The following is a 26,954-nucleotide window of genomic DNA, read 5'->3' on the forward strand; positions in this document are numbered from 1 at the left end:
GCGACCAAGGCTGTCGAAGGGGGACGGAATGTTTGAATGGCTTGGCGAGAACTGGTGGGCATTGTGGCTCACCGCCTTCCTCGCTTTTGCAGTGATCGAGATGATCACTCTCGACCTGTTCTTCATCATGCTCGGTGGCGGAACACTCGCTGCCCTGATCGCAGACTTTGCCGGTGCCGACCTCTGGCTGCAGATTGTGGTCTTCTGTGTGGTGTCCCTGCTGATGATCGCGTTCGTGCGTCCCGTGGCCCTGACGCACCTGAAAAAAGGGCCCACTGAACAGCGCACCAATATTGACCGGCTCATTGGAGAGCAGGCGCTGGTGATGGAATCTGTCAGTTCCACCGGTGGCCTCGTCAAGATCGGCGGCGACGTCTGGACCGCCCGGTCGGCTGCAGGAGTACTGCCTGCCGGCCAGAAGGTTGTGGTGTCGGCCATCGACGGAGCAACCGCCGTGGTCGCAGCGCAGCCGGAAACTGCCAGCCCGGCCTAGATACAGCTTCAACAACAACTGGGGATAAGAGGAGATGTATGGATAACGCAGGAGGAGCCGCAGTGGCCATTGTGCTGGTGGTCCTGATCGTGTTCGTGATAATTGTTCTGGTCCGCTCGGTGCGGATCATTCCGCAGGCGCGGGCGGGCGTTGTGGAACGGCTCGGCAAGTACCAGCGGACGCTGAACCCCGGCCTGACCATCCTGATCCCCTTCGTGGACCGCCTGTTGCCGCTCCTTGACCTTCGCGAGCAGGTGGTGTCCTTCCCGCCGCAGCCGGTTATTACTGAGGACAACCTGGTGGTATCCATCGATACCGTGGTCTATTTCCAGGTCACTGATCCGCGCGCAGCCACGTACGAGATCGCCAACTACATCCAGGCGGTTGAGCAGCTGACCACCACCACGCTGCGAAACGTCGTCGGCGGGCTGAACCTGGAAGAGGCACTCACCTCCCGCGACCAGATCAACGGCCAGCTGCGCGGTGTCCTGGATGAGGCAACCGGACGGTGGGGCATCAGGGTCTCGCGCGTTGAGCTGAAGGCCATTGATCCGCCGCACTCCATCCAGGACTCCATGGAAAAGCAGATGCGCGCTGAGCGTGACCGCCGCGCTGCCATCCTCACCGCGGAAGGCACCAAGCAGTCCTCGATCCTCACCGCCGAAGGCCAGCGGCAGGCATCCATCCTCGCTGCAGAGGGTGATGCCAAGGCAGCCATCCTTCGTGCCGACGGTGAGGCGCAGGCCATCCAAAAGGTCTTCGACGCCATCCATAAGGGCAATCCCGACCAGAAGCTCCTGGCGTACCAGTACCTCCAGACCCTGCCCAAGCTGGCTGAGGGCAGCTCGAACAAACTGTGGATCATCCCCAGCGAAGTCGGCGAGGCGCTGAAGGGAATCGGCAACGCCCTCGGCGGCACCAATCCTGACCCGCAGGCACGCGGTGGCTTGTTCGACGACGTGGCGGCCAAGCAGTCCGGGTCCTGACCTGCCCGCGAAACATGGAAGGGGGTCCGCACTCTGGTGCGGATCCCCTTCCGTTGTGGGCCGCCTGCGGTTTTGGCAGCCCCTCGTTTTTTGGTATCAGGACACCGAGTCCGTATAATTGGATATTTGTCCGGTCCGGTGAGAACCGACGGAACAAGAAAGCTTCGCAATGCGTTGAATCAATTGATGCAGCACAGTGCACACAGTAGTCCGGCGGCGCTATACCGCCCCCGGCTAGCGTGGGGCCTTGCTCCGCGAACCGACCAGAGGGAGAAAACATGAGCGATCGCAGCCTGCGGGGTATGCGCCTTGGCGCGCAGAGCATGGAGACCGAGTCCGGCGTTGAGCCGGCTCCGCGTCAGCGTGTCGAATACAGGTGTGAGGATGGCGAGCAGGTCTTTGTCACCTTCTCTTCGGAGGCGGAAATTCCCCCGGTCTGGGTTTCCAAGACCGGCAAGGAAGCGCTTCTGGTCGATGGTGAGCGTCCCGACACCAGCAACGAAAAGGCTGTCCGCACGCACTGGGACATGCTGCTGGAGCGGCGGACACTCCCCGAGCTGGAGCAGATCCTTGAAGACCGCCTGACTATCCTTCGCGAACGCCGTGGGGTCCAGCGCACCGCGTAACACCGCAGACGCAGCGGCGGTGATCGCCGCACACTAAAAGGGCCGACCCACACCGTGAGGTGCGGGACGGCCCTTTTCGTTTCTCACGCAAGGTGCCCGCGGCCTCGCCGCGGGGCACCGGTGTTATCCGTGTAGGGGATCCTTCTTGCCTGTGAGCTTGTTCCACCGGGCCTGCAGGCCCCACTTGGTGACGTTAATCATGGCTTCCACAACGATGTTTCCGCTCATCTTGGACGCACCCAGCTCACGCTCCACGAAAGTGATGGGGCGTTCCTCAATCTTCAGGCCCATCTTCGCGACGCGCCAGGCGAGGTCCACCTGGAAGCCGTAACCCACCGAATCAACCTGGTCGAGGTTCAGTTTCTCCAGGGTGGTCCTGCGGAACGCCCGGTAGCCGCCTGTGACGTCCTTGATCTTCAGGCCCAGCATGATGCGGGCGTAGGTGCTGCCAATCCGGGAGATGGCCTGGCGGTACAGCGGCCAGTTGACCACGCTGCCGCCGGCGACCCACCGTGAACCCATCGCCAGGTCTGCGCCCTTATCGATGGCGTCCAGGAGAAGGGGCAGCTGTTCGGGCTTGTGGGAGCCGTCGGCGTCCATTTCCACCAGGACGTCGTAGCCGGCGTCGAGGCCCCACCTGAAGCCCGCGATGTAGGCTGCGCCCAGGCCTTCCTTACCCTTGCGGTGCAGGACATGCACCTGGGAGTCTTCGGCAGCGAAGCTGTCGGCCAGCTGGCCCGTGCCGTCAGGGCTGTTGTCGTCCACCACCAGCACATCTGATGCAGGGACCGCCTGCCGCAGGCGTTGAAGAGTCTTGGGCAGCGATTCCAGCTCGTTGTAAGTAGGAATGATGGTGAGGACGCGCACAGAGAGCCTTTCCTGGATGAAAGCGGTCAGAGCGCCGGTGCGCAGTGGAATCACTGGCAGGCGCAACTTCCCATTATAGGGTGATGCGGGCTGACCCGATTTATGCGCGGAGGGCCGGGCTGGAGTACAGCTCGGCACCGTCACGCACGGTCTGGAGGCAGACAGGGTCGGTTCCCGTGTCCAGCGCGGGCAGGAGGGGCGTGCGGGCGCGGGGATCGGTGCTCCAGGACTGGACCCTGCCGTCAGCGACCTGGACCATAAGTTCTTCAACCTCCCACACGGCGAAACTGGCCGGCGCCCCGGGCACGAGCTGCCCGGCCATCGGGTTGTGGTACTTCGCTGCGCGCCAGCCCGCCCGCGTGTGGCCGAGGAAAGCGGCGCGGGCCGAGATGCGCTGATCGTTGTTGTGGTGTTCCAGGCAGGCGCGCACACTGGCCCACGGGCGCAGGGGCGTCACAGGGCTGTCACTTCCGAAGGTGATCGGCACGCCGGCGGAGTAGAACGAGGCGAAGGCGTTCATCCCCGTGCTGCGGCTGCCGAGGCGCTGCTCATAGAGGCTGCCGGCCGCGCCCCAGGCCGCGTCAAAGCCGGGCTGCGAGCTGACCGTGACGGAGTAGTGCGCCAGCCGTGCCACGGCTTTGGAATCTGCGATCTCGACGTGTTCAAACCGGTGCCCCGCCGAACGGATCCGTTGTTCGCCCACGTCGGCGGCGGCAAGGTCGAGGGCGGCCAGGGCTGTGTCCAGTCCGGCGTCGCCAATGATATGGAACCCGCCCTGAATGCCAAGCATGGAACACGCCGCGAGGTGGGCAGCGGCCTCATCCACCGAAAGGTAGAGGCTGCCCCGCTCCCCCGCCGCGTCGCTGTAGTCGGCACGGAGTGCCGCGGTCCTGGAGCCGATGGAACCATCGATATTCAGGTCGCCCGCAAGGCCCCTGACGCGCACCCCCAGTCCGTCAAGTATTGACTGCGCGTGCTCCTGGTTCAGGGCAAGCTCTCCCCAGTACGGGAGCACTTCCGGCACCGCCTGGCTCCCGTTCCCGCCGGTGTTCCACGCTGCCGCCAGCCGAAGGTCGGCCACCCCGCCGATGTGCGGTGCCCCCATTTCTGCCGCGGCGACGTAGCCGTTGGCAGCGGCCTCAGCCAGGGCGCGCCGCTGGTAACCGCGCAATGCCTCTTCGGGGAGGTCCCGGGTGGCCCGGCGGGCTGCACTGTGCGCGGCCCGCTTCAGGTGGCCGCCGGGCGCGAAGCCGTCAAGATCCGCCAACCCTGCTGCGGCGGTGAGGGAACGCGATACTAGCGCCGAATGGACATCGGCCCTCGCCAGGTAGACGTGCCGGCCTCCCGCAGCCCGCTCGAGTTCGTCAGGGGTGGGCAGTGTCGGGTCCGCCCAGGTGGATTCGTCCCAGCCGTGTCCGAGCACAGGTCCGTTCCGGGGCGCGGCCTGGACGGCGTCGAGCAGTTGCCGGGCGGACCTGACCTGGCCGAGCTGGAGGGAATCCAGGGCGATACCCGTTTCGGTCAAGTGGACGTGGGAGTCGACAAACCCGGGCGCGACGAGGCTCCCGCGGAGGTCGATGATCTCCATGGTGCTGTCCGCGATCGAGGATGCTGCCTGCTCCGAACCCACCCAGGCGACTGTGTCGCCGTCAACGAGCATGGCGGTGGCAAACGGATCAGCGGCCGTGTACACCGATCCGTTGCGGTAGAGCACCACGTTGCGCTTGCTCGGGGACGCGGCAGATGTTGCTTCGGTCATTACTGTGAAAGCTCCTAGGAATTGTGGGCTGCGCACGTGCTGCGCGGCAGGAGGAAGGTCAGACCACGGAAGAGTAGGCCACCACGCCGCGGCGGATCAGCGAAATAGCTTCGGTGCACAGCCGCGCGAGGCGGGGTTCCAGCCCGGGAATCTTGGCGAGCTGGTCCAGCAGGTCGATGACCTGCTTGACCCACCGCACAAAATCGCCCGCTGCGAGGTCCGTGCCGTTGAGCACTTCCTGCAGGTGCCGGCCCCGTGCCCACTTGTACATCGGCCAGACAAGTCCCAGCTCCGGCTCGCCGGTCAGCGGAAGCTTGTTCTGCTCCTCCACGTCCTCTAGCGCCGACCATTCACGGATTACTATGTCCACGGACGATTCCAACGAGACGCTGGGCATCCGAGGCCGCAGGCCCCGGTCCTCACGCTTGGCCTGGTAGACCAGGACGCTGGCGAGGGCGGCAACTTCGACGGCGTCCAGGTCACCGAAGGCGCCCAGCCGCAGGGACTGCGAGATCAGCAGGTCCTTTTCACCGTAGATGCGCCGCAGCCGCTGGCCGTCCGCGCTGATGGACTGCCGGCCGTCCGCCGCGGTCTCCAGATAGCCGTAGGCGGAGAGTACGTCGCAGACCCGGTCGAAGGTCTTGGCAATGGTGTTGGTCCGTCCCTGGATCTGCCGGACCAGGGCATCCGTTTCCCGCCTCAGCTTCCACCAGCGTTCCGACCACCGGGCGTGGTCCTCACGCTCGCTGCAGCCATGGCAGGGGTGGGCGCGGAGGGCGCGGCGCAGCTCTGTGATGCGCTTTTCCTGGTTGGGCAGGGCCGTGGCGCGGCCGAAGTCGATGTCCCTGCTGCTGGTGGCGGCCGGGGGCCGGTTCTCCCGCAGGGCATTCCGCGCCGACGATGCCAGATCCCGCCGCGACTTGGGCACCTTGGCGTTGAAGGACTTCGGGATCCGGATCCGCGTCATGGGCGCGATGGGCCCTTCCAGGTCCTCGGTCCCGATCCTGCGCAGCTGGTTGTCCAGCGTCAGGACGGCAGGCCGTGGTTCCCGGCTGGTGTGATCCGAACTCAGCACAATGGCCGGACCCGGCGCCCGGCCGCCCGGCACGTCCACAACGTCCCCCGGCAAGAGCCTGGCCAGCGAGTCATCGCTGAGCGATTTCCGGGCACGCGACTTGCTCCGGGAAGTCATGTTTTCGGCGTCCGACAGCTCCCGGCGCAGCCTGGCATATTCGGTGAAATCCCCGAGGTGGCAGGTCATCGACTTGGCATAACCGGCCAGGGATTCTTCCCTGCTGCGCACCTGCCTGGCGAGGCCCACAACGGAACGGTCCGCCTGGAACTGCGCAAAGGAGGATTCGAGGATTTCGCGGGCGCGGGCCCGGCCGAACTGAGCCAAAAGGTTGATGCTCATGTTGTACGTCGGCCGGAAACTGGAGTTGAGCGGATACGTGCGGCGCGAGGCGAGGCCGGCCACCGCCGTCGGGTCCGTTCCCGGCTGCCAAAGCACCACGGCGTGGCCTTCGACGTCGATGCCGCGCCGCCCCGCACGGCCCGTCAGCTGGGTGTACTCCCCCGCGGTGATGTCCACGTGGGCTTCACCGTTGAACTTGTCGAGTTTCTCCAGGACCACGGAACGGGCCGGCATGTTCACGCCCAGGGCAAGGGTCTCGGTGGCGAAGACCGCTTTGACGAGGCCTTCGACGAACAGCTTTTCCACAACCTCCTTGAACGTGGGCAGCATTCCTGCGTGGTGGGCTGCAAAGCCCCGGAGCAGGCCGTCGCGCCAGGTCCAGAAGCCGAGGACGTCCAGATCCTCGGAGGGGATGTCCTGCCCGGCCTCGTCGACGCGCTGGGCAATGATGCGCTGCTCCTTTTCCGTGGTCAGCCACAGCCCGGAGGACACGCACTGCGCTACGGCTGCGTCGCAGCCCGCGCGCGAAAAGATGAACGTAATGGAAGGCAGCAGGTCCTGCCGGTCCAGGCTGGCGATCACCTGGGGGCGGCTGGCCTTCCGGACACCGGCTGGCTGGGCGCCCGGGCCCGGACGGTCATCCCCACGCTGCTTGTGCTGCCGGCGCTGGCTGCGGCCGCCGTGGCCAAAACGCCCGCGGAAGCTCTGCTGGCTCTCACTCCTGGCCATGGCCAACAGGTCCGGGTTGACCTCGAATCCACGGCCCGCCACCTCTTCTGGCGCAGCCGGCGTTACCGGGGCACCCGTTTCGGCGTCGGCGGGAGGCGCGATCTCATCAAAGGTGGTTTCGCCCGCGAAGAGGTCCACGATCTCCTTGCCCACCATGACGTGCTGCCACAACGGCACGGGCCGGTGCTCGGAGACGATGATGTCGGTGTCGCCGCGGACGGTGTCCAGCCACGCGCCGAACTCTTCGGCGTTCGACACCGTGGCGCTCAGCGAAGCCACCTGGACTTCGCTGGGCAGGTGGATGATGACTTCCTCCCACACGGCGCCGCGGAAGCGATCGGCGAGGTAGTGCACTTCGTCCATGACCACAAAACCCAGGTCATCCAATGAAGCGGAGTCGGCGTAGAGCATGTTGCGGAGGACTTCGGTGGTCATCACCACCACGGGCGCCTCGCCGTTGATGCTGGTGTCTCCCGTGAGGAGGCCAACGTTTTCGGCCCCGTACTTTTCGCTCAGCTCGGCAAACTTCTGGTTGCTCAGCGCCTTGATGGGCGTGGTGTAGAAGGCTTTGAGGTTCCGTTCGAGCGCGAGATAGATCGCGAACTCGCCCACGATGGTCTTGCCGGCGCCGGTGGGCGCTGCGACGAGCACTCCCTTACCCTCCTGCAGGGACCTGCAGGCCTGGCGCTGGAAGTCGTCCAGCTCGAAATCCAGGGTTCGGATAAAACCGCCCAGGTAGCTGGCGGCCTCGGCTGTCCGCTCCTTGCTGGCCTGGTACCTGTCAGAAGGTGAGAGCTGCGCTGGAACGGTTGGCCGGGAAGAGAACGGTCCCGCAGGAGGCGGCCCGGAAATAGAGGACATGACTCCAGCCTAGTGGGCGCGGCGCTACAGGTTCTTCAGTTCGTTTCCGGGCGTCGCGACGTCGGCTGTGGCCTCAGTCTCAGCCTCGCGCTTGCTTACCCGCCGGGCGCGGCGCTTGTCGTTGAGCAGGCAGATGCCGATGGCGGCGAAAAAGAGCACCAGCAACGGGCCTGCCAGCATAAACATGGAGATCGCGTCGGCTCCGGGGGCAGCGATGGCCGCCAGGACGAAGACCAGGAAGACCGTGATGCGCCAGGCCTTGAGGATGGTCCGGCCGGTGACTACACCGGCCATGTTGATCCCCACGAGGACCACAGGGACCAGGAAAGCGAACCCCAGGACAAGCACCATCCGTGTGACGAAGTCGATGTAGTCCCTGGCGTCAATGATGTTGGAGAATCCGGCCGGGGTGAACTGCGTCAGGGCACGCACTACCTGAGGCACAACCAGCCAGCCGGCCCAGATGCCGGCCAGGAAGAGCGGCACGGCTGCGGCCATGTAGCCCAGCGTGTAGCGGCGTTCCGTGCTGGTCAGTCCGGGGGTGATGAACGCCCATAGCTGGTAGATCCAAATCGGGCTGGAAATGACCAGGCCGATAATGAGCGACATCTGCAGCTGGAAATCGAAGGCCGACCCGATGTTGGAGAAGTTGACCGACGAAACCCCACCGGTCTGCAGGGCAATCCTGTCCACCGGTTCTTTGAGGGCCGACAGCAGCGGGTTGTAGAGAACCCACCCGCCGATTGCGCCCACCAGGACGCCGATGCCGGATTTGATCAGCCGGTTCTTGAGTTCCTTGAGGTGGTCCCAGAGGGCCATCCGGCCCTCTGGGTTGGCTTTGCGGCCCCTCGTCAGTGCCACCGTGCGTTAGGCGCGGTTCGACGGCGGTACGTCAGTACCGTCCGTCGGCTCACCGGGCTTTGCCTGGGGGTGGTTGACGATCCTGCCCTCCACCGGTCCGGTCGTGTCGGCAGGGGTTTCGGTCTTCCCGTCGTTCTTCATTTCCTTGACCTCGGACTTGATGATCCGCATGGACTGGCCAAGGCTGCGCGCCATGGCAGGAAGCTTGGGGGCAGCGAAGAGCAGCAAAGCAACAACGATAATAATGACAATCGGCCAGGGGCCATCAAAGAGTCTTCCCACGGGAATTCCTTTCCTCTAAAAACATCCTACGTCTAAGTGAAGTCCAGATCGCCAAGCGACTGCCGCTGGCCACGGTCAGTCCGGCGCTGGATCCGCCTTTGGCGGCGGTCCTCCCGGCGGGCTGATTTGGATGTGTGGTAATCATGTCGCATCTGCACTGGAGAGGCAAAAACGGCTGTACCTTGGGCGGACGAGTCTTCCGGCTGCGCCGGCGGGACGGCGGAGCTGAGATGGCCCAGCTTCTCCCCGGCCGCGCCCAGGTCCTTGAGCGTCGCCATAAACTGGCGGAACAGCCGGATGCCCAACAGGACATAAAACAGCAGGGACAGCGCAACCAGCGCTATCCAGATAAGGATCCAAGACCACCAAGGCATGCTGAGAAGTCTAGCCCCCGTAGCTGGCCAGGGACGCCTCGATCCAGGCACGCGACTGGTCGGCAAGCTCCCGTGGTTCGAGGATGCGCACTGCGCCGCCGTGCTGTGCCACGAACATGGGCAGCCATGCCGTGTTGCCAAAGCGGATCTCAGCCAGCAAACCCCCGTCGGGCAGCTCTGATGTCCGCTCGGCGTAATAATCGTCGGCCAGCCCCGTACCCTGCCTGGTGAGCTGGACCGTGACGGTCGTGTCGTCGTCGTTGGGTGTGAACAGCTTTGCCGGGAAGCCTTCGTTCGGCGCCAGCGCGGCCGACGCCGGGTTCCCGTTCGGCTGAAGTTCCTGCACGCGGTCCAGGCGGAAGTTCCGCAGGCCCTGTGCTGAGTGGCAGTAGGCCTCGAAATACCAGGTGTTGTCGAGCGAATAGAGCCGGAGCGGATCCACCTCCCGCTCGGAAACCCGGTCGCCCTGGGGCGACAGGTAGACCAGGTGCAGCTGGGACCTGGAAGCGACCGCCTGGCGGACGAGGTCAAGCGTGGCCCTGTCAGCTGGACCGACTGCCGGTCCGGCAAGGGACCCCGCCCGCAGCCCCTCCTCGCCGGCCGCTGCCATCAGTTTGAGGGTGACTGATTCCAGCGCGCCGCCTTCGGCGAGTTCCGGCAGCCCGTTCAGCGTTTCCAGGCCGGTAAGCAGTGCGCAGGCCTCCTCGACGGTGAACCTGACCGGTCTTTTCAGGTCCAGGTCCTGCGTGATGTACACGTGGTCGTCCTCCCACTGGATATCGAGGAGGTCGTCCGGGTACCCCTCAGGCAGCCCGGAACAGATGAGGATCTGCAGGTCTTCTTCAAGTTCCTCGCGGCTGACGCCGAACCGTTCGGCAACGTCCTTGATGTGCAGTCCCTGGTTATGGACCAAGAACGGAACGAGCTGGAGCATGCGCTTGAGCTGGTCTTCGGAGGTCCGTTTCCGCACGTTCCCAGCTCTGGGCTGGTCATTGAAGGTAATGGCTGGCACGGGGGCCGCGCAGAAATCGGCAGCGGCCCGCAGCCTGCGCGTGACAGCGGCGACGAGTTCGCCGGGCGCCACGGCCATGGCGTCCGGGCCGTAGGAGGCGAGTTCCTCGGCAAGAACCTCGACGTCCCTGTACTGGACGTCCAGACGGTCGTAGCCGGCGTCGGGCTTGTCGCTATGCCCTTCCGTCCCCGCAACGGCCCGCCGGCGCAGCCCCAGCAGTCGGCCGGCGCGGACATCCACCTGCGCGGTCAGCAGCGGCAGTTCCGGCAGCCGGTCCAGCTCCGCCCGGATATTGAACTCCCTGGGCGGTGCGTAGTTCTCCTTGGCCAGGACTGTGACGGCGCTGGTAAAGCGGGACAGCCGGAAGTACCGGGGAGCCTGGCGGATCCGGTCGTAGCCGGCGAGGTACCACTGGCCGAACCGGCTGCCCAGGCCCCATGGTTCAACGGTGCGCTGTTCGTCCTTGCCGGTGCTTCCTGCGAGGTAGGAAAAGCTGACGGGGTGCTGGGCATGCATGGCCGCAACGAGATCGTCGAAGGCCCTGCCGGCAGGCTTGATCCGCGGCTGCACTCCGACGGGCAGTTCAACGTCGGTGAGGCGGCTGGAGGCCTGGAGTTTGCGCAGTGCGTTTGCCGCGGCAGTGCCAAGGGCCGCGCGTTCCCACAATTGCGAGGCCAGCAGGATGACGGTCCACTCACCGGGGCTGAGTTCAACCTCCGGAAGCCGGTTGGACTCCTTGCCGATCCGGTACCGCGTGGTGGCGGGGTCGTCCTCGCTCCAGCCAAGGTCGGTGACGGTTTCGACGTCAAACCCGAAGTGGCGCAGGTCAGCCTTGTCACGTTCGAACATCCGGCCGAAAGAGACGTCGTTGCCGGAAACGTCGCGGTAGACCGTTTCGCGCAGCTCGCTGCGGCGCAGGCCGTATTTCGTGTTCAGGAGGGCGATCAGGAGATTAAGCAGGCGTTCAGTACGGGATGCGGGCACCCTCGCTACGTTACTAAAATCCGCCGGGGAAAGCAGAAGGCGCGGTAACGATCGGCTTAGGTCATTCCGATCGTTACCGCGCCCTCAGGCCTCAGGCGCTCCGCGTCAGCGGACGCCCACAAGGTCAACCACAAAGATCAGGGCTTCGTTGGGCTTGATGGCCCCGCCGGCACCGCGTGAGCCGTAGGCCAGCTCCGAGGGGATTTCCAGGCGGCGGCGGCCGCCCACCTTCATGCCCAGCAGGCCCTGGTCCCAGCCCTGGATGACCTGGCCGACGCCGACACGGAAGTCCAGCGGCGCGCCGCGGCCCCACGAGGCGTCGAATTCCTCGCCAGTGGACCAGGCGACGCCTACGTAGTGGGTGGAGACGGTGTCGCCGGCTTTCGCTTCGGCGCCGTCGCCCTCGATGAGGTCGGTGATGACCAGTTCAGTGGGGACATCGCCTTCCGGGAAGTCAATTTCCGGCTTCTGGCGGTCGAAATCGCGCTGACCAAATGACATGCTTGCTCCTTTGTTTTGTTGGGCGGGTGATGTGTTGCTGGTCTTGCCGGGCCCGGTGAGGGCCCGCGGTGCGGCTACTTGGCGCCGAGGATGTCCACAACGAAGACAAGGTCGCCCTTGGCTTCGCCCTGGCCTGCGTCACCGTACGCGAGGTCCTTGGGGATGACCAGGAGGACCCGGGAGCCCACCGTCTTGCCGGCAAGTCCCTGCGTCCAGCCCGGAATGACGCCGGTCAGCGCGAAGCTGGCCGTCTCGCCGCGGTCAAAGCTTGAATCGAACTTGGTGCCGCCCACGAGGGTGACGCCCACGTAGTTGACGGTCAGCGTGTCGGTTTCCTTGACCTCCGGGCCGGTGCCCTTGATCAGGTCCTGGGAGACGAGGGCAGTGGGGGCTGCCACGCCCTCAACGGAGATTTCCGGTATGCCCTTGTCGTTGTCCTTGACGGTGGGCAGGCCGGCCGGCGGGGTCACTGTTTCGCCCTCGGGCTTTTCGAGCACCGGGGCAACATCTGTAGCTGAGAGCACCTTGATCAGCAGGAGCTGGGTGGGCTGGGCCTGGGCACCTTCAGCGGCTGCTGCCTGGCCGGGAATGGCAAGGGCCAGCGTTGAACCGATCTTGGAACCGACGAACGCGTTATAGATGACTGCGCTTCCGGTCTTGAGTTCCTCGTTCAGTTCCAGGGGCTCCGGTTCGCCGGCAAAGGTATCTTCGAGTGTGGCGCCGTCAGTGCCGTTCAGGGCGAGGATGGAGATGTTTGCCACCTGGTTCGCCTTCACGGTGTCGCCGCTGCCTTCCGCGACGACCTTGATGGTGGGCTCCGCTACATCCAGCGGCTTGGTGAACTCAACACCGGGAGCTTTTTTGTCCCCGTTGTCCGTCAGTTTCAGGGAGTCGAACTTGGCAGTATCGCCTGCGGACTGGCTGGTTGGCTCCGGTGCTGCGGGCGTCCCGCCTCCACAGGCGGTAAGCAGCAGCAGACCGGGGATAAGGATTGCAAGTAGTCGGCGCACGTAAGAACTTTCGTCGGGGCAGGATGGACGCCGCGCCGGAAAATTTCGCTCGGCGCAGCTCACGGCCGAAGAACGGCCCTATCCAGAATAGCCCCTGAAGCTGTGTGTCAGCCCATAGAGTCCAGGAGCGCATCCACACGGTCATCCACGCTGCGGAACGGATCCTTGCAGAGGATGGTCTGGTGGGCACGGTCATTAAGCTTCAGGTGGACCCAGTCAACGGTGTAGTCCCGGCCAAGTTCCTGCGCCCGCCGAACGAAGTCTCCCCGCAGTTTGGCGCGGGTGGTCTGGGGCGGCGCGTCCACTGCGTCCTTGACCACGGTGTCATCGACCACGCGGCGCACGGCGCCCCTGGCCTGGAGCAGGTAGTACAGCCCCCTCGTCCGGGAAATGTCATGGTAGGTGAGGTCCAGCTGAGCGATCCGGGGTGCGTCCAGGCCAAGTCCGTGCCGGTCCCGGTAGTTGTCCATCAGCTTCTTCTTGATGGCCCAGTCGATCTCGGTGTCGATTGAGCTGGTGTCGCCGCTCTCGATGGCCCGCAGCGTCCTGCCCCACAGGTCCAGGATCATTGGCACGTGAGGGTTGTGCGCCCCGTGCTCGTCGACGAAGGCGGTGACTTTCGTCAGGTATTCCTGCTGGATTTCCAGGGCGGTAAGCTGGCGGCCGTTGGCCAGCCGGACCAGTGCCCTGCCGCTGAGGTCATGGGAGATCTCGCGGATGCTGCGGATGGGGTTCTCCATCCGCATGTCGCGCATGATCACCCCGGCCTCGATCATGCGCAGGATGAGGTCAACGGTGCCGACTTTGAGGAGCGCGGTGGTTTCGGACATGTTCGAATCGCCCACGATGACGTGGAGCCTGCGGAAGAATTCGGCGTCGGCGTGCGGCTCATCCCGGGTGTTGATGATGGGGCGGGACCGGGTGGTGGCTGATGACACGCCTTCCCAGATGTGGTCCGCGCGCTGCGAGAACGCGTAAGTGGCGCCGTGCGGGGTCTTAAGGATCTTCCCGGCGCCGGCGATCAGCTGCCGCGTGACCAGGAACGGGATGAGGATCTCCGCGAGCCGGGAGAACTCTCCGCGCCTCGGAATCAGGTAGTTCTCGTGGCTGCCGTAGGAGTTGCCGGCGGAATCCGTGTTGTTCTTGAACAGGTAGACGGTGCCGTTGAAGCCCTCTGCCGCCAGCCGTGACTGTGCCTCCTCCACGAGGTCGTCGAGGATCAGTTCGCCGGCCCGGTCATGGGCGATCAGCTGCGCGAGGTCGTCGCATTCCGCGGTGGCGTACTCGGGGTGCGAGCCGACGTCGAGGTAGAGGCGTGAGCCGTTGGTCAGGAAAACATTGGACGACCGTCCCCAGCTGACCACCTTGCGGAAAAGGTAGCGGGCCACTTCCTCCGGGGCCAGCGGCCGCGAATCGGGGCTCGAATACGAAATGCCGAATTCGGTTTCGATACCGAAGATTCTCTTGTCCATTTCAGTCCTCCTCAGCAAGCAGTGCCGTGATGTCGGCGTCGTTCAATCGCCGGAATGCGCGCCGGGATCCGCGGGAGCTTTCCGACAACCGGTCCAGGACGGCGACTTCGACTGCCGTGGCCGGGAGTGCACCGGCTTCGGCATCGGTGACAAGCCCGCCCATGGCCAGCCGGATCGCCCCGGGGAACCGCAGCGACGCGTTCCAGCCGTCAGCGATGGCCGACGACACGCGGTCAGCCTGGCCGCCCATCACGATGAACCCCTGCTCGTCGGCGATGGACCCGTCGAAGGTGAGCCGGTAAAGGTGGTCCTGTTCCTGGGTGGGGGCAACTTCGGCGACCGCCAGTTCCACTTCGAAGGGTTTCTGTTCCGCGGTGAACACGGCGCCGAGGCTCTGGGCGTAGACACTGGCCAGCCCGCGGGCGGTGACATCCTCCCGGTCATACGAATAGCCGCGGACGTCGGCGTACCTCACGCCCGCCTGCCGGAGGCTCTCAAACTCGTTGTACTTCCCTACCGCGGCGAAGGCGATCTTGTCGTAGATCTCGCCGATCTTGTGCAGCGACGGGGACGGGTTCTCAGCCACCAGGGCAATCCCGTCCTGGCAGCTGACCACCACCACGGACCTGCCGCGGGCAATGCCCTTCCGTGCGAAGTCCGCACGGTCCTTCATCAGCTGCTCGGGGGAAACATAGAACTGCTGGGTCATATCAGGCCTCCCGCCGGGCAATGGTCCGCGATTCAATGATGCTGCCTGCCACGGCGGCCAGTTCGGGTTCCGGTACGCGCCGGGCGCCGCTCCGGTTGACCGTGTACACCACCGGCCACAGCTGGCGTACCGGGTCCGGGCCGCCGGTGGCGGAGTCGTCGTCGGCGGCGTCGTAGAGGGACTCCACGGCGACGGCAACAGCTTCGGCTTCGGTCAGGTTTGGCCTCCACAGTTTCTTCAGGGCGCCGCGGGCGAACACCGATCCGGAACCGACGGTGTGGTGTTCGCGTTCCTCGTACCGGCCGCCTGTCACGTCATAGGAAAACAGCCGGCCAAACCCTGCGGCGGTATCGAAACCTGCAAAGAGCGGCACGACCGCCAGCCCCTGCAGCGCCATGGGCAGGTTGCCCCGGATCATGGCGCCCAGCCGGTTGGCCTTGCCCTCAAGGCTCAGCAGCGTGCCCTCAATTTTTTCGTAGTGCTCAAGTTCAACCTGGAACAGCCGGGTGAGGTCGATCGCTATGCCGGCTGTCCCGGCAATGCCCAGCACGGAGTACTGGTCGGCGGGAAACACCTTCTCGATGTGGCGGCTTGCGATGACGTTGCCCATGGTGGCCCGCCGGTCCCCGGCCATCAGCACGCCGCCGTCGTAGCTCATGGCCACGATGGTGGTGGCGTGCGGCACCTGCAGCGGAGTGGCGCCTGCTCCCGTGGGTAAGTCCCGGTTATAGGGAAGCAGTTCGGGCCGGTCCCGCTGCAGATGCTCGGTGAACGACGACGTCGCGTTGGCGGCTACCTGATGGGCGGTTGATTCCTGCACTGATGCACTCCTTCAACGTAGTAAGTCAACGTCTTGCCAGATCTGCGGCCGTCCGCGGCTTCCGCCGCCGTGGTGGACCGGTTACTGACCGCCCTTTTGAACAAACGCCCGGACGAATTCTTCGGCGTTGGATTCCAGCACACCGTCGATTTCGTCAAGGAGGTCATCCACGCCCTGGGTCGCTGCCGACGCCTGCGCTTCGGGCGGCGCGGGAGGGGCCTCCGGCACGTCCTCTTCGACCTGGCTGTCGCGCGACTGCGGCTGCTGCTGCTCCTGGCCTGCCATTGTTATCTCCCTCGTGTTAAAGCTCGGGTCCGGGTGGAACATCCGATACGCCAATATTGCCACGCCCTGCGGCCGGCGGGGCGGTTTACGCCCGCGGCGGACTGGTGTTCTGTCCCAGCAGTTCTGCCAGGAAAGGACCGGCTTCCCGGTGCCGGGCAAACAGGCCGCCTGTCAGCGCCCTGGTCCCCCTCAGCGGCTCACGGGTGGGGACCCGCTGGAGCCGGCCATAGCCCGGAACGTCGAAGATCACCGAATCCCAGCTGGCGCCCACAACGTCCTTGCCGAAGCTGCTGACACAGCGGCCACGGAAATAGGCCCTGGTGTCCGACGGCGGTTCCGTGACCGCCGCGGCGATGTCGCCGTCGTCGACAATCCGCTGCATCCGGTTCCGCGCCAGCAGCCGGTAGTAAAGGCCCTTCTCCGGCCGGATGTCCGCCCACTGGAGGTCAACGAGGCCCAGCCGGGCATCGTCCCAGGCAAGTCCGTCCCGTTCCCGGTACCCCTCGAGGATGGAGAGCTTGGCGAGCCACTCGACTGAGGAAGCCGCGGCCGGACGGTCGCTGTCGAGCTGGGTCAGGGTGGTGGCCCAGCGTTCCAGGACCTCATGCGTGTGTCCGTCGCCGTCGATGGCGTCGGAAACGCCGGTGTCCTGGGCGAGCTTGGCTGCTGCTTCGTGGTAAATCCACTGCAGGTCCAGCGCTGTCACCCGCCGCCCGTCCAGCAGCCGGATTTTGGCGGTCAGGGACGTGTCGTGGCTGATGGCCTGCAGTGCGGCGACCGGTTCATGCACCTCCAGCTTGGGGGCGAGGCCCGCCTCGATGAGGCTGAGGACCATGGCCGTGGTGCCGAACTTGAGGAAGTTGGATGCCTGGCTAAGGTTGGCGTCGCCGATGATGACGTGTAGCCGGCGGTACTTGTCCGCCGTGGCATGCGGTTCATCGCGGGTGTTGATGATCGGACGCCGGATGGTGGTTTCCAGGCCGACTTCTGCTTCAAAAAAGTCCGCCCGCTGGCTGATCTGGTACCCCGGGGTGGAACTGTCCTGGCCCATGCCCACCCTGCCCGCCCCGCAGAGGATCTGCCGGGTGACGAAGAATGGGGTCAGTCCCCGCACGATGTCGCCGAACGGGACGGAGCGTGGCATGAGGTAGTTCTCGTGCGAGCCGTAAGACACGGATTTGTTGTCCGTGTTGTTTTTGTAGAGGTTGACCGCGGGAAGCTCGGGGTCCATGCCGAGCCGCCGGACCGTGGCCAGGGCCACGAGGTCACCGGCGGCGTCCCAGGTCACGGCGTCCCGGGGGTTGGTCACCTCGGGACTTGAGTACTCCGGGTGGGCGTGGTCCACGTAGAGGCGTGCACCGTTGCCGAGCACCATGTTCATCAGCAGCGTGCCGGACTCGTCCTGGCCGTCCAGTTCCAGTTCCTCGCGGCCGTAGGCAAGCGCCACCGCTTCGGCGTCGAGGACAGGCGGCTGGTCTGTGAGCTGGCTGGGGTGCGCCGAGGCCCGGTCGAGCGTCCAGCCCCGGGCGTCGTGCAGCGGCTCTTCGTCCGTATAGTCCCAGCGCGTTTCGGCACCACCGGCCGCACGCTGCCGCGTTACCTGCGCGTATGCCTGCACCACGCGGGCGGACATCATGGTGGCGTTGGCCGAGGGGGCAGACGGAGCGTGGATCCCGAATTCCGTTTCCGCGCCCATCACGCGCATGGCCCCGCCGACGGGGAGGGGTCCTCCGACGGCGGGTTCCTGCGCAGCCGTCACAGGTACTGCCCTGTGCTGGGCATCGTTTCGATGGACTTCCCGGGTTCCTGCCCGGCCTTGCCCTGGACGATGGTCCGGATGTAGGTGATCCGCTCGCCCTTCTTGCCGGAAATGCGGGCCCAGTCATCCGGGTTGGTGGTGTTCGGCATGTCCTCGTGCTCCCGGAATTCGTCCACCACGGCCCGGAGCAGGTGCTCGATCCGCAGGCCCTTCTGGTGGAGTGTCAGGAGGTCCTTGATGGCGTACTTCTTGGCCCGGTCCACCACGTTCTGGACCACGGCGCCGGAGTTGAAGTCCTTGAAGTAGAGCATCTCGGTGTCGCCGTTGGCGTAGGTGACCTCCAGGTACTCGTTGGACTTGTCCGTGGAGTACATGGCTTCCACGGTGCGCTGGACCATGGCGTCCACGGTGGCCTGGACATCGCCGTCGTATTCGGCGAGGTCGGACTCGTGGAAAGGCAGGTCCGTGGTGATGTACTTGTTGAAGATGTCCGCCGCGGCTTCGGCATCCGGCCGCTGGATTTTGACCTTCACGTCCAGGCGGCCCGGCCGGAGGATCGCGGGGTCGATCATGTCCTCGCGGTTGGACGCACCGATCACGATGACGTTGTCCAGCCGCTCCACGCCGTCGATCTCGCTGAGCAGCTGGGGCACGATGGTGGTTTCGACGTCGGAGGAAATGCCGGTGCCGCGGGTGCGGAACAGGGAGTCCATTTCGTCGAAAAACACCACTACAGGGCTGCCGTCGGAGGCCTTTTCGCGGGCGCGGGAGAAGATCAGCCGGATATGCCGTTCCGTTTCGCCAACGTACTTGTCCAGCAGTTCGGGACCCTTGATGTTGAGGAAGTAGCTCTTCAGGTCCACGTTGCCGGAGCGTTCAGCCGCCCGGGCGGCCAGGGAGTTGGCAACGGCTTTGGCGATGAGGGTCTTGCCGCAGCCCGGAGGACCGTAGAGCAGGATGCCCTTCGGCGCCTTCAGCCCGTGTTCCCGGTAGAGGTCCGGGTGCAGGAACGGTAGCTCGACGGCGTCGCGGATCTGTTCAATCTGCGGGCCCAGGCCGCCAATGTCCTCGTACGTGATGTCCGGAACTTCCTCCAGGACCAGGTTCTCCACCTCGGACCGGGGGACTTTCTCCAGCGCGTAGCCTGTCCGCGAATCAATGGACAGCGCATCCCCCACGCGGAGCTTTTCGCCCAGGAGGGCTCCGGAAAGCCGGATGACCCGTTCCTCGTCGGCTCGTCCGACGACCAGGGCACGGTCCGTGCCCAGCATTTCCTTCAGGGTGGCCAGCTCGCCGGCGCGTTCGTAGCCCAGGCCGGCAACAATCAGCAGGGCTTCGTTGAGCAGGACTTCCTGGCCGACGGCGAGCTGGTTGATGTTGACCAGGGGGCTGATGCCCACCCGCATCTTCCGCCCGGCGTTGAAGATATCCGCCGATTCCTCGGTGGCAGCCTGGCCGCTGTTTCCGGCGGACGGCTGGCGCTTCGGGTTGAGCTGGAGAATGGTTCCGAAGCTGTACGGTGGCTGCCCTTCCTGGTCAAGGGCGTTCTTGAGCCGCAGGATCTCCGCTTTCGCGGCTTCCAGCATGGTGACCAGCTTGCCATTGTTTTGTGTTGCGGCCGCCAGCTGGCGGTCAATGTGCCTGAGCTTGTCCCGGAGGATGTTGACCTGCCTGTCAGCTACAGACAAATCATTAACAGCAGACTGCTCTGCCGGTGTACGTCCGGAGTCCTGGTTCGGAGTCTCCATGATGCATCAGCCCCTTCCTGCGCTTCTCTTAAGACCTTAGCCCCAAGTTGGCAGGTACAGCTGAAGACTCCCGAAATCTGGACTAGTTCGTGATCTCCGGGTCATCCTTGACGTTGGTTCCGGCGATCGCGTCGCGCGCGGCACGGCGGAGCTTCTTGTCCGAAACCAGCCGCTCCCCTACCGCGCCGGGGGTCCAGGCATTGACGTCAGCTTCGTCGAAGTCGGTCTTTGACGGGCGCCGCTTGACCGAAATGCCGGTCACGCCGTCGGCCAGGCGCCGGGTGACGAGCAGGAACCCGGTGTGGGCAACCATCCGGTGGTCGGGGCGGACCGCGAGGCCTTCAAGATGCCAGCCGCGGACCATGGACTCCCAGGCATCCGGCTCGGTGAACCGGCCGTCGGCGCGGATGGCTTCGGCAGTGCGGGAGAGCTGGGTGACTGTGGCCACGTAGTTGATCCAGACGCCGCCGGGAGCAAGCACGGTTGCGACGGCGTCGAGGCATTCCCACGGGGCGAGCATGTCCAGCACCACGCGGTCGACGGATCCCGGGGCCTCGCTGCGGACAACTTCCTCCTGGAAGTCACCCAGGGAAATTTTCCAGGCGGGGTGCGGGCCGCCGAAAATGGTCTCCACGTTGCCGCGGGCGATGTCGGCGAATTCTTCGCGCCGTTCGAAGGAGTGCAGGTAGCCGTTGTCGCCCACCGCGCGCAGCAGGGAGATCGACAGGGCGCCGGATCCGACGCCGGCTTCGACGACCCTGGCGCCGGGGAAAATGTCCGCCATGGTGACAATCTGGCCGGCGTCCTTGGGGTAGACAACGGCGGCACCGCGGGGCATGGAGAGGACAAAGTCCGAGAGCAGCGGGCGCAGCGTCTGGTACTGCTGGCCAACGTTGTTCGCCACAACGGAGCCGTCCACTTTGCCGATGATCTCGTCGTGGTTGAGGAATCCGCGGTGGGTGTGGAAGGCGCCGCCCACTTCAAGGGTGACCGTGTTCATGCGGCCGCGCTCATCGGTCAACTGGACGCGTTCGCCTTCACGGAAGGGTCCCCGGCGCCGCGCAGCCCCTACCGGCTGGGCTCCGTTGGCGGCAACACCGGCCTGGGGTGCTGCTGGGGCTTCGGGGGCGGCAGATTCGCTGCTCATGAATTTTCCTCGCTCTTGTACAACTGTGGGACTGCGCACTTGGTGGGGCCGTCCGGCTTTGCCAACGGAAGCCGTATGGCAGTTAAACGCGACCGGCAGGTAACTCTACCGGTTCTGGCCCTGCGGATACCTATTGGGGCGGACACTCTTGCCGGTGATGGCCGCGACCACCACATCCTGTGCCAGCAGGCCTGTCACTGCGCCATGGTGGTCGACCACGGCATATTCCTGTCCTTCCAGCTGGCCCAGGTACTGGATGAGCTCCTGGCCTTTGGACCATTCGGGTACGTAGGCGCCTGCACCAAGGGCATAGGACACCGCGGTCACGGGCGTTAAGCCTGCGGCATGCGGAGGAACTGCGGCGACGGCGGAGGCGTCCACCACGCCCTGCGGGCGCCCGTCCGGACCGCAGACCACCACGGCCGGTATTCCGGCCGGCGCCACGCGCAGGATGTCCGCCACGGTGGCGGTGGCGGGAATTCCGACGGCGGGCCGCGACAGCCCGGATGCGTTGACGAGATGCAGCCGTCCACGCATCGTTCCCTGCTGGATGGACGCCGTTGCGCCCATCCAGAGGAATCCCGCGACGAGGACGGTGATCATGAGTGTGCTGAATTCCGGCGATTCGCCGACCAGCAGGGGCCGGGCAATGAACCAGAAACCGAGGGCGACGACGATGACGCGGCCGGCCCAGCCGGCCGCGACTGTGCCCTTGGCCTGGCTGCCGGTGGCTTTCCAGACGGCGGATTCGACAATCCGGCCGCCGTCGAGGGGCAGGCCCGGAAGGACGTTGAAGACGCCGATGACGAAGTTGGCCCACATAAAGATGTTGACGAGTATTCCCGCGACGCTGCCCAGGCTGTCGGAGTCGTGAACCATCCATGCCCCGCCAGCCAGGACAAAGTTGGCAGCAGGCCCGGCCAGCGCCACCAGGACCGAGCGGCCCGGGGTGGCCGTGAAGTTCTCGAACTGCGTGTGGCCGCCCCAGAGGTTCAGCACGATTTTCTCCGTGGGCCAGCCGTAAAGCTTGGCCGTCAGCGCGTGTGCCAGCTCGTGGACCAGCACGGAGATCAGGAGCAGGACGGCATAGGCAAACGCCACCGTGTAAGCAGAGACTCCGAGTGCCGGGTTGTCTGCGCGAAGTACCGGACCGAAGGCAATCACGGTGAAGGCAGCGATGATGAACCAGGAGTAGGCAAGGATGACTGGTATTCCGGCGATCCTGCCGAGCGGGATTCCCTCGCGGCGGGCCGGTGCGGCCTTTTCACCCATCTGTGGGACTCCCCAGGGTTGCGTCGGGCCGGCTGCCAGTGCCGGCGGCACCGTGCCGGTCCGCCGCGATGGCAACGAGTTCGGCTACCGTGCGGCCGGCCAGCGAGTCCCAGGTGGTGTGCCGGGGATCATCGGGGATGGGCACAATGTGGGGAATGGCCACAGTGGACACGCCCGAGGCAACCGCGGCGGCGATGCCGGGTGCGGAGTCTTCCAGGGCGACGCAGTGGTCAATGGTCAGGGCGGGGTCGGAGCCCTGGAGCAGTTCCACGGCGGTCAGGTAGGCCTCAGGGTGCGGCTTGCCCTGGGCGACGGTGTCCCCTGTAACGACAAACTCGAAATACGGCTTGGGCAGGCTCGCCACGATCTCCCGGGCCAGGGGGCCTTCGGACATGGTGACGAGGGCACACCGCACACCTGCCTGATGGAGCTCGTCCAGCAGTTCCCGGGCGCCCGGGCGCCAGGGCACGCTGCGCTGCACGCCGCGGATGACCTCCGCTGTCAGCGTGTTGATGATCTCCCTCGCGTCCAGGTCAACGCCGGCATCCTGGAGGACGCCGGCGGAGAACGCCAGCGACTGCCCGACGAGCTGGACGGCCTGCTCGTGCGACCAGGTCCCGCCATGGGCTTCGACCAGCGCATGTTCGGCCGCGATCCAGTAGGGCTCGGTGTCCACAATGGTGCCATCCATGTCCCAGAGGACTGCTTTGAGGGGGGAAATTGTGGCTGGGGATCGCATGTGTTCAGTCTACGGTGCACGGCTGGACGCAGGCTGTGGGCTACGCCCTTGGCGAATACAGGACATCCAGCGGCCCGGATTCGGGCGCTCCCACGGATTTTCCGGCGCTTCATTCAATGCGTGACGCAGGTTCTTGGACGTAGGGTGATGGGATGAATAGCTTCGACGGAGACACCACCGAACCGGGTGCCGAGGCCGGGCCGGAGCGGTTCCTGCAGCCAGTGGCTGAGGGTGAACGCATCACCGTAATGCTGGCCGCCTTTGAAGGCTGGAATGACGCGGGGGAAGCGGCCAGCGATTCGCTGCGCTACCTGAACAAGCTCTGGAACGGCAAGAAGGTCGCGTCCATCGACGCCGACGAGTATTACGACTTCCAGTTCACGCGGCCCACGGTACGGCGCAACGCTGCCGGTGAACGGAAGATCAAGTGGCCGGCCACCAGGATTTACAAAGCCAGCGCCCCCGAGTCCAACGTGGACGTCATTTTTGTCCAGGGCACCGAGCCGTCCTACAAGTGGCGTGCCTACACAGCCGAGTTGCTGGTCCACGCTGAGGCCCTCAACGTGGACTATGTGGTGCTCGTAGGCGCCCTGCTGGCGGACGTGCCCCACAGCCGCCCCATCCCTGTCAGCACGTCCTCGGACGACGCCCCCCTGCGCGAACGGCTGAACCTGGAGGCCTCCCAGTATGAGGGCCCGGTAGGCATTGTGGGCGTTCTCTCCGAAGTTTCGCTGCTCGCCGGAATTCCGACGGTATCCTTGTGGGCGGCCGTGCCGCATTACGTGGCCCAGGCGCCGTCGCCCAAGGCGCAGTTGGCGCTCCTGCACCGGATCGAGGAATTGCTCCAGGTCCCGCTGGACACCCACGAACTGGCAGAAGAAGCTGACGCCTGGGAACGCGGTGTGGACGAACTTGCCACAGAGGACCCTGAGATCGCAGCCTACGTCCGCCAGCTCGAAGAGGCCAAGGACACCGCGGACCTCCCCGAAGCCAGCGGCGAGTCCATTGCCCGGGAGTTTGAGCGCTATCTCAAACGCCGGGGCAAAGACAAGCAGTAAGAGGACCCTCCCTGGCGCAACAAAGTGCCTGCCTGGCTTCGGGCAGGCACTTCTTTCTAAAGCGTGGCTAGAGTACGACGCCGAGCAGGGCGTCCACTGCGTCAGTGACCAGGGCGCGGTCCTGCGGGCTGCCCGCTGCCGCGGCGGAGGTGGCTCCGGCGGCCCAGCGGTCGACTGCTTCCAGCGCCGCGGGCGCGTCCAGATCCGTTGCAAGGGCGGCCCGCATTTCTGCGATCAGGTCCGCGGCCGAGCCCTCTGGAGCAGCGGCGAGTGCGCCGCGCCATGCGGAGAGCCGGTCTTTGGCTTCGGCGAAGCCGGCGTCGGTCCATGACCAGTCTGACCGGTAGTGGTGGGCCAGGATCGCCAGCCTGATGGCGGCGGGTTCTTCCCCTGCGGCCCGGAGCCGTGAGACGAGGACCAGGTTGCCCTTGGACTTGCTCATCTTCTCGCCGTCCAGGCCAACCATGCCGGCATGTGCGTAGTGGTGGGCCAGCGGGACCCCGGCCAGGGAATACGCGTGGCCGGCGCCCATCTCATGGTGCGGGAAGATCAGGTCCGAGCCGCCGCCCTGGACCGTGAATGGAGCGGGAAGGTATTCCTGGGCGATGACTGTGCATTCGATGTGCCAGCCGGGACGTCCGTCGCCGAGTTCTCCCCCGGGCCAGCTGGGCTCGCCCTCCCTGGCCACGCGCCACAGGAGCGGGTCCAGGGCCTGCCGCTTGCCCGCACGCCCGGGGTCGCCGCCGCGTTCGGCGAACAGTTCCAGCATGTCGGTTTCCGCCAGGCCCGAGATGTCGCCCAGGGTCCAGGCGTCGGTGGCGGAGGACTGTTTTCCGGCGGCCTCGACGTCGTAGTAGACGTCGCCGTCGGGTTCGCCTGCGCCGCCTGGCACGCGGTAGGCAAGGCCGTTGCGGAGAAGCCGCTCAATGGCGGGGACGATCAGCGGGACGGATTCCACAGCACCGACGTAGTGGTCCGGTGCGAGGACGTTCAGGGCCACCATGTCCGTCTGGAACAGCTCGATCTGGCTGGCCGCGAGGTCCCGCCAGTCCACGCCGGTAGCCGTGGCGCGTTCGAGCAGGGGGTCGTCGACGTCGGTGACGTTCTGGACGTAGGCCACATGCCGTCCTGCGTCGCGCCACGCCCGGTTCAACAGGTCAAACGCAACGTAGCTGGCAGCGTGCCCCATGTGCGTGGCGTCGTAGGGCGTAATGCCGCAGACATACAGTGACTGGTCGCCGTCGCCCTGCAGCTCAACTTCCCTGCCTTGGGCGGTATCAAAAAGCCGGATGGCGGGCATGCTGCCGGGCAGGGCGGGGACAGGGCGGGATATCCAGGATTTCACAGGCCAAGCCTACTGTCAGGCGCTGATCACATTGAAACCGAGCAGCAGATACAGCGCCAGGCCCAGGAGGATCCGGTACCAGACAAAGAGCCGGTAACTGCGGGTCGAGACGAACTTCAGGAACCAGCCAATAATGACGTAGCCCACAACGAACGCAATGACCGTGGCCATTGCCGTCTCGGGCAGTCCGTAGGGGCCGGTGATGCCTTCCTTGGAAACGGTTTTGTAGAGCTGGTACAGGCCGCTGCCGAAGACGGCGGGAATGGCCAGGAGGAAGGAGTAGCGGGCGGCGGCTTCACGGGTGTAACCCATCAGCAGGCCGGCGGTGATGGTGCCGCCGGAGCGGGAGACGCCGGGGATCAGTGCCATTGCCTGTGCCAGGCCGTAAAAGATGCCGTGCTTATAGGTCAGCCGGGTCAGGTCCCGTTCCTGCTTGCCCACCGCGTCCGCCACGGCCAGCACCAGGCCAAAGACGATCAAAGTGGTGGCAACAATCCACAGGCTCCGCAGGACGGATTCGATCTGGTCCTGGAACAGGAGGCCAAGCACAATGATCGGCAGGCTGCCGAGAATCACGAGCCAGCCCATCCGTGCGTCGGGGTCCTGCCGGGAGACCTTGCCGGACAGCGAGCCAAACCAGGCTTTCACGATCCGGACGATGTCGTGCCAGAAGAAGACCAGCACGGCGGTCTCCGTACCCAGCTGCGTGATGGCGGTGAATGCGGCGCCGGGGTCGGACGCATTGGGCAGGAATTGCCCCACTATCCGCAGATGCGCACTTGATGAAATCGGTAGAAATTCGGTCAGTCCCTGCACTAGGCCCAGCAGGGCCGCCTCAAACCAGTTCACGGTAAGACCCTACGTCATGGACCCTGCCGATTCCCCGTAAGCTTGCTGCTATGCAGCAGCGTTACGTCGGCAACAGTGGATTGCGTGTCTCGGCCCTCTCCCTCGGCACCATGTCTTGGGCCGGCGAAACCGACGAACAGGACGCCACGGAATTGCTCCGGACGTTCGTGGATGCGGGCGGCAGGCACATCGACACGGCGGCGTCCTACGCCGACGGTAAGTCGGAGGCCCTGATCGGCTCCCTGCTGGGGGATGTTGTTTCACGCACCGAAGTCTCCATCTCCACCAAAGCCGGAATTTCGACGCCGGACGGCCGGCGGACCGTGGACACGTCGCGTAACGCAATGCTGTCCGGGCTCGACGCAAGCCTCGCGCGGCTGGGCACTGACTACGTCGATATCTGGTTCGCCCAGGCCTGGGATCCCAACGTCCCCTTGGATGAAACACTGTCGGCCCTGGAGTTCGCCTTGCGGAGTGGCCGGGCACGCTACGCCGGCGTCTCAAACTTCAACGGCTGGCAGACCGCCAAAGCTGCCGCCATCGCCGGCTTCCCCCTGGTTGCGGCCCAGGCCGAATATTCCCTGCTCCAGCGCAAACCCGAGGGGGAACTCATTCCCGCCGTCGAAGATGCCGGGCTCGGTCTCCTGGCCTGGGCGCCACTGGGACGTGGAGCTCTGACCGGCAAGTACAGGGGAGGCATCCCGGGCGATTCGCGGGCAGCAAATCCTGACCTGGCCCCTTATGTGGAGCCGTACCTGGGCCAGCAGGGGTCCCGCGTGGTGGAGGCGGTCGCGATGGCTGCCAAGGGTCTGGGGCGCACGCCGCTGGACGTCTCCCTGAGCTGGGTGCTGTCACAGCATGGTGTGGCCTCGGCGGTTGTGGGCCCCCGGACGCCTGTCCAGCTTAAGGAAATCCTGGATGCGCAGCTTGTCCCGCTGCCGCCGGAAATTTCGCGGGCACTTGAGGACGTGTCCGAGCCTGCCCAGGGCTGA

General features: G+C 65.3%; 25 protein-coding genes. 5 read left to right on the forward strand and 20 right to left on the reverse strand.

Annotation, left to right across the window (positions count from 1 at the left end):
• The first annotated feature begins 28 nt into the window (after positions 1-28).
• From ABV518_RS15615 to ABV518_RS15625, 3 genes are all read left to right on the forward strand, one after another.
• Positions 29-493 (forward strand): NfeD family protein, encoded by a 465-nt coding sequence (locus tag ABV518_RS15615; protein WP_310163877.1) that lies wholly within the window; start codon positions 29-31, stop codon positions 491-493.
• Positions 494-531: 38 nt separating this feature from the next.
• Complete coding sequence (locus ABV518_RS15620) at positions 532-1,479, forward strand: SPFH domain-containing protein (RefSeq protein WP_367768365.1); 948 nt, start codon at positions 532-534, stop codon at positions 1,477-1,479.
• A gap of 278 nt (positions 1,480-1,757) precedes the next feature.
• A complete protein-coding gene (locus tag ABV518_RS15625) occupies positions 1,758-2,105 on the forward strand; it encodes an RNA polymerase-binding protein RbpA (RefSeq protein ID WP_367768367.1) in 348 nt (115 codons plus the stop codon).
• A 123-nt stretch (positions 2,106-2,228) separates the two neighbouring features.
• Here the strand turns inward: ABV518_RS15625 and ABV518_RS15630 are convergent, their stop codons facing one another.
• The 18 genes from ABV518_RS15630 to ABV518_RS15715 form a co-directional block, all read right to left on the reverse strand.
• Positions 2,229-2,972: a polyprenol monophosphomannose synthase gene (locus tag ABV518_RS15630; RefSeq protein ID WP_367768983.1), complete on the reverse strand. Its 744-nt coding sequence runs from the start codon at positions 2,970-2,972 to the stop codon at positions 2,229-2,231.
• Between the two features lie 100 nt (positions 2,973-3,072).
• Positions 3,073-4,731, reverse strand: a complete 1,659-nt coding sequence (locus tag ABV518_RS15635) for an amidohydrolase (RefSeq protein ID WP_367768369.1) — start codon at positions 4,729-4,731, stop codon at positions 3,073-3,075.
• 58 nt (positions 4,732-4,789) lie between these two features.
• On the reverse strand, positions 4,790-7,735 hold the full coding sequence (locus tag ABV518_RS15640) for a DEAD/DEAH box helicase (protein WP_367768371.1): 2,946 nt from the start codon (positions 7,733-7,735) through the stop codon (positions 4,790-4,792).
• 24 nt (positions 7,736-7,759) lie between these two features.
• Positions 7,760-8,554: a twin-arginine translocase subunit TatC gene (gene tatC, locus ABV518_RS15645; protein WP_310163888.1), complete on the reverse strand. Its 795-nt coding sequence runs from the start codon at positions 8,552-8,554 to the stop codon at positions 7,760-7,762.
• 48 nt (positions 8,555-8,602) lie between these two features.
• Positions 8,603-8,878: a Sec-independent protein translocase subunit TatA gene (gene tatA / locus ABV518_RS15650; RefSeq protein ID WP_131133008.1), complete on the reverse strand. Its 276-nt coding sequence runs from the start codon at positions 8,876-8,878 to the stop codon at positions 8,603-8,605.
• Positions 8,879-8,910: 32 nt separating this feature from the next.
• A complete protein-coding gene (locus ABV518_RS15655; RefSeq protein WP_367768375.1) occupies positions 8,911-9,252 on the reverse strand; it encodes a hypothetical protein in 342 nt (113 codons plus the stop codon).
• Between the two features lie 10 nt (positions 9,253-9,262).
• Complete coding sequence (locus ABV518_RS15660) at positions 9,263-11,248, reverse strand: helix-turn-helix transcriptional regulator (RefSeq protein ID WP_367768376.1); 1,986 nt, start codon at positions 11,246-11,248, stop codon at positions 9,263-9,265.
• 105 nt (positions 11,249-11,353) lie between these two features.
• The gene (locus ABV518_RS15665) at positions 11,354-11,749 is read right to left on the reverse strand and encodes an FKBP-type peptidyl-prolyl cis-trans isomerase (RefSeq protein WP_131133005.1); all 396 of its coding nucleotides are present in this window, start codon (positions 11,747-11,749) and stop codon (positions 11,354-11,356) included.
• Positions 11,750-11,823: 74 nt separating this feature from the next.
• Entirely contained in the window at positions 11,824-12,759 is a 936-nt protein-coding gene (locus ABV518_RS15670; RefSeq protein ID WP_367768380.1) for an FKBP-type peptidyl-prolyl cis-trans isomerase, read from the reverse strand.
• Positions 12,760-12,866: 107 nt separating this feature from the next.
• A complete protein-coding gene (gene pafA / locus ABV518_RS15675; protein WP_367768383.1) occupies positions 12,867-14,231 on the reverse strand; it encodes a Pup--protein ligase in 1,365 nt (454 codons plus the stop codon).
• A gap of 1 nt (position 14,232) precedes the next feature.
• On the reverse strand, positions 14,233-14,940 hold the full coding sequence (gene prcA, locus ABV518_RS15680; protein ID WP_131133002.1) for a proteasome subunit alpha: 708 nt from the start codon (positions 14,938-14,940) through the stop codon (positions 14,233-14,235).
• A gap of 1 nt (position 14,941) precedes the next feature.
• The gene (prcB, locus tag ABV518_RS15685) at positions 14,942-15,760 is read right to left on the reverse strand and encodes a proteasome subunit beta (RefSeq protein WP_367768387.1); all 819 of its coding nucleotides are present in this window, start codon (positions 15,758-15,760) and stop codon (positions 14,942-14,944) included.
• Positions 15,761-15,841: 81 nt separating this feature from the next.
• Positions 15,842-16,045, reverse strand: coding sequence for a ubiquitin-like protein Pup (locus ABV518_RS15690; protein WP_131133000.1), 204 nt, complete (start codon positions 16,043-16,045; stop codon positions 15,842-15,844).
• Positions 16,046-16,130: 85 nt separating this feature from the next.
• The gene (gene dop / locus ABV518_RS15695) at positions 16,131-17,750 is read right to left on the reverse strand and encodes a depupylase/deamidase Dop (RefSeq protein WP_367768986.1); all 1,620 of its coding nucleotides are present in this window, start codon (positions 17,748-17,750) and stop codon (positions 16,131-16,133) included.
• A gap of 50 nt (positions 17,751-17,800) precedes the next feature.
• Positions 17,801-19,552 (reverse strand): proteasome ATPase, encoded by a 1,752-nt coding sequence (arc, locus tag ABV518_RS15700; RefSeq protein ID WP_367768391.1) that lies wholly within the window; start codon positions 19,550-19,552, stop codon positions 17,801-17,803.
• A gap of 82 nt (positions 19,553-19,634) precedes the next feature.
• Positions 19,635-20,699: a tRNA (adenine-N1)-methyltransferase gene (locus tag ABV518_RS15705; protein ID WP_367768394.1), complete on the reverse strand. Its 1,065-nt coding sequence runs from the start codon at positions 20,697-20,699 to the stop codon at positions 19,635-19,637.
• A gap of 105 nt (positions 20,700-20,804) precedes the next feature.
• A complete protein-coding gene (locus ABV518_RS15710) occupies positions 20,805-21,971 on the reverse strand; it encodes a site-2 protease family protein (RefSeq protein WP_367768397.1) in 1,167 nt (388 codons plus the stop codon).
• Positions 21,964-22,710 (reverse strand): HAD family hydrolase, encoded by a 747-nt coding sequence (locus ABV518_RS15715; RefSeq protein ID WP_367768400.1) that lies wholly within the window; start codon positions 22,708-22,710, stop codon positions 21,964-21,966. The genes ABV518_RS15710 and ABV518_RS15715 overlap by 8 nt, the downstream gene beginning before the upstream one ends.
• A 152-nt stretch (positions 22,711-22,862) precedes the next feature.
• Here ABV518_RS15715 and ABV518_RS15720 point away from each other — a divergent pair, with 152 nt between their 5' ends.
• Positions 22,863-23,768 (forward strand): PAC2 family protein, encoded by a 906-nt coding sequence (locus tag ABV518_RS15720; RefSeq protein WP_367768403.1) that lies wholly within the window; start codon positions 22,863-22,865, stop codon positions 23,766-23,768.
• 67 nt (positions 23,769-23,835) lie between these two features.
• Here ABV518_RS15720 and mshC read toward each other — a convergent pair whose 3' ends face one another.
• Both mshC and ABV518_RS15730 read right to left on the reverse strand, forming a co-directional pair.
• Positions 23,836-25,113, reverse strand: a complete 1,278-nt coding sequence (mshC, locus tag ABV518_RS15725) for a cysteine--1-D-myo-inosityl 2-amino-2-deoxy-alpha-D-glucopyranoside ligase (protein ID WP_367768406.1) — start codon at positions 25,111-25,113, stop codon at positions 23,836-23,838.
• 15 nt (positions 25,114-25,128) lie between these two features.
• A complete protein-coding gene (locus ABV518_RS15730) occupies positions 25,129-25,962 on the reverse strand; it encodes an undecaprenyl-diphosphate phosphatase (RefSeq protein ID WP_131132992.1) in 834 nt (277 codons plus the stop codon).
• 50 nt (positions 25,963-26,012) lie between these two features.
• On the opposite strand from ABV518_RS15730, the gene ABV518_RS15735 reads away from it, so the two are divergent.
• Complete coding sequence (locus ABV518_RS15735; protein ID WP_367768410.1) at positions 26,013-26,954, forward strand: aldo/keto reductase; 942 nt, start codon at positions 26,013-26,015, stop codon at positions 26,952-26,954.

Source organism: Arthrobacter sp. HS15c, assembly GCF_040812005.1.
GTDB lineage: Bacteria > Actinomycetota > Actinomycetes > Actinomycetales > Micrococcaceae > Arthrobacter.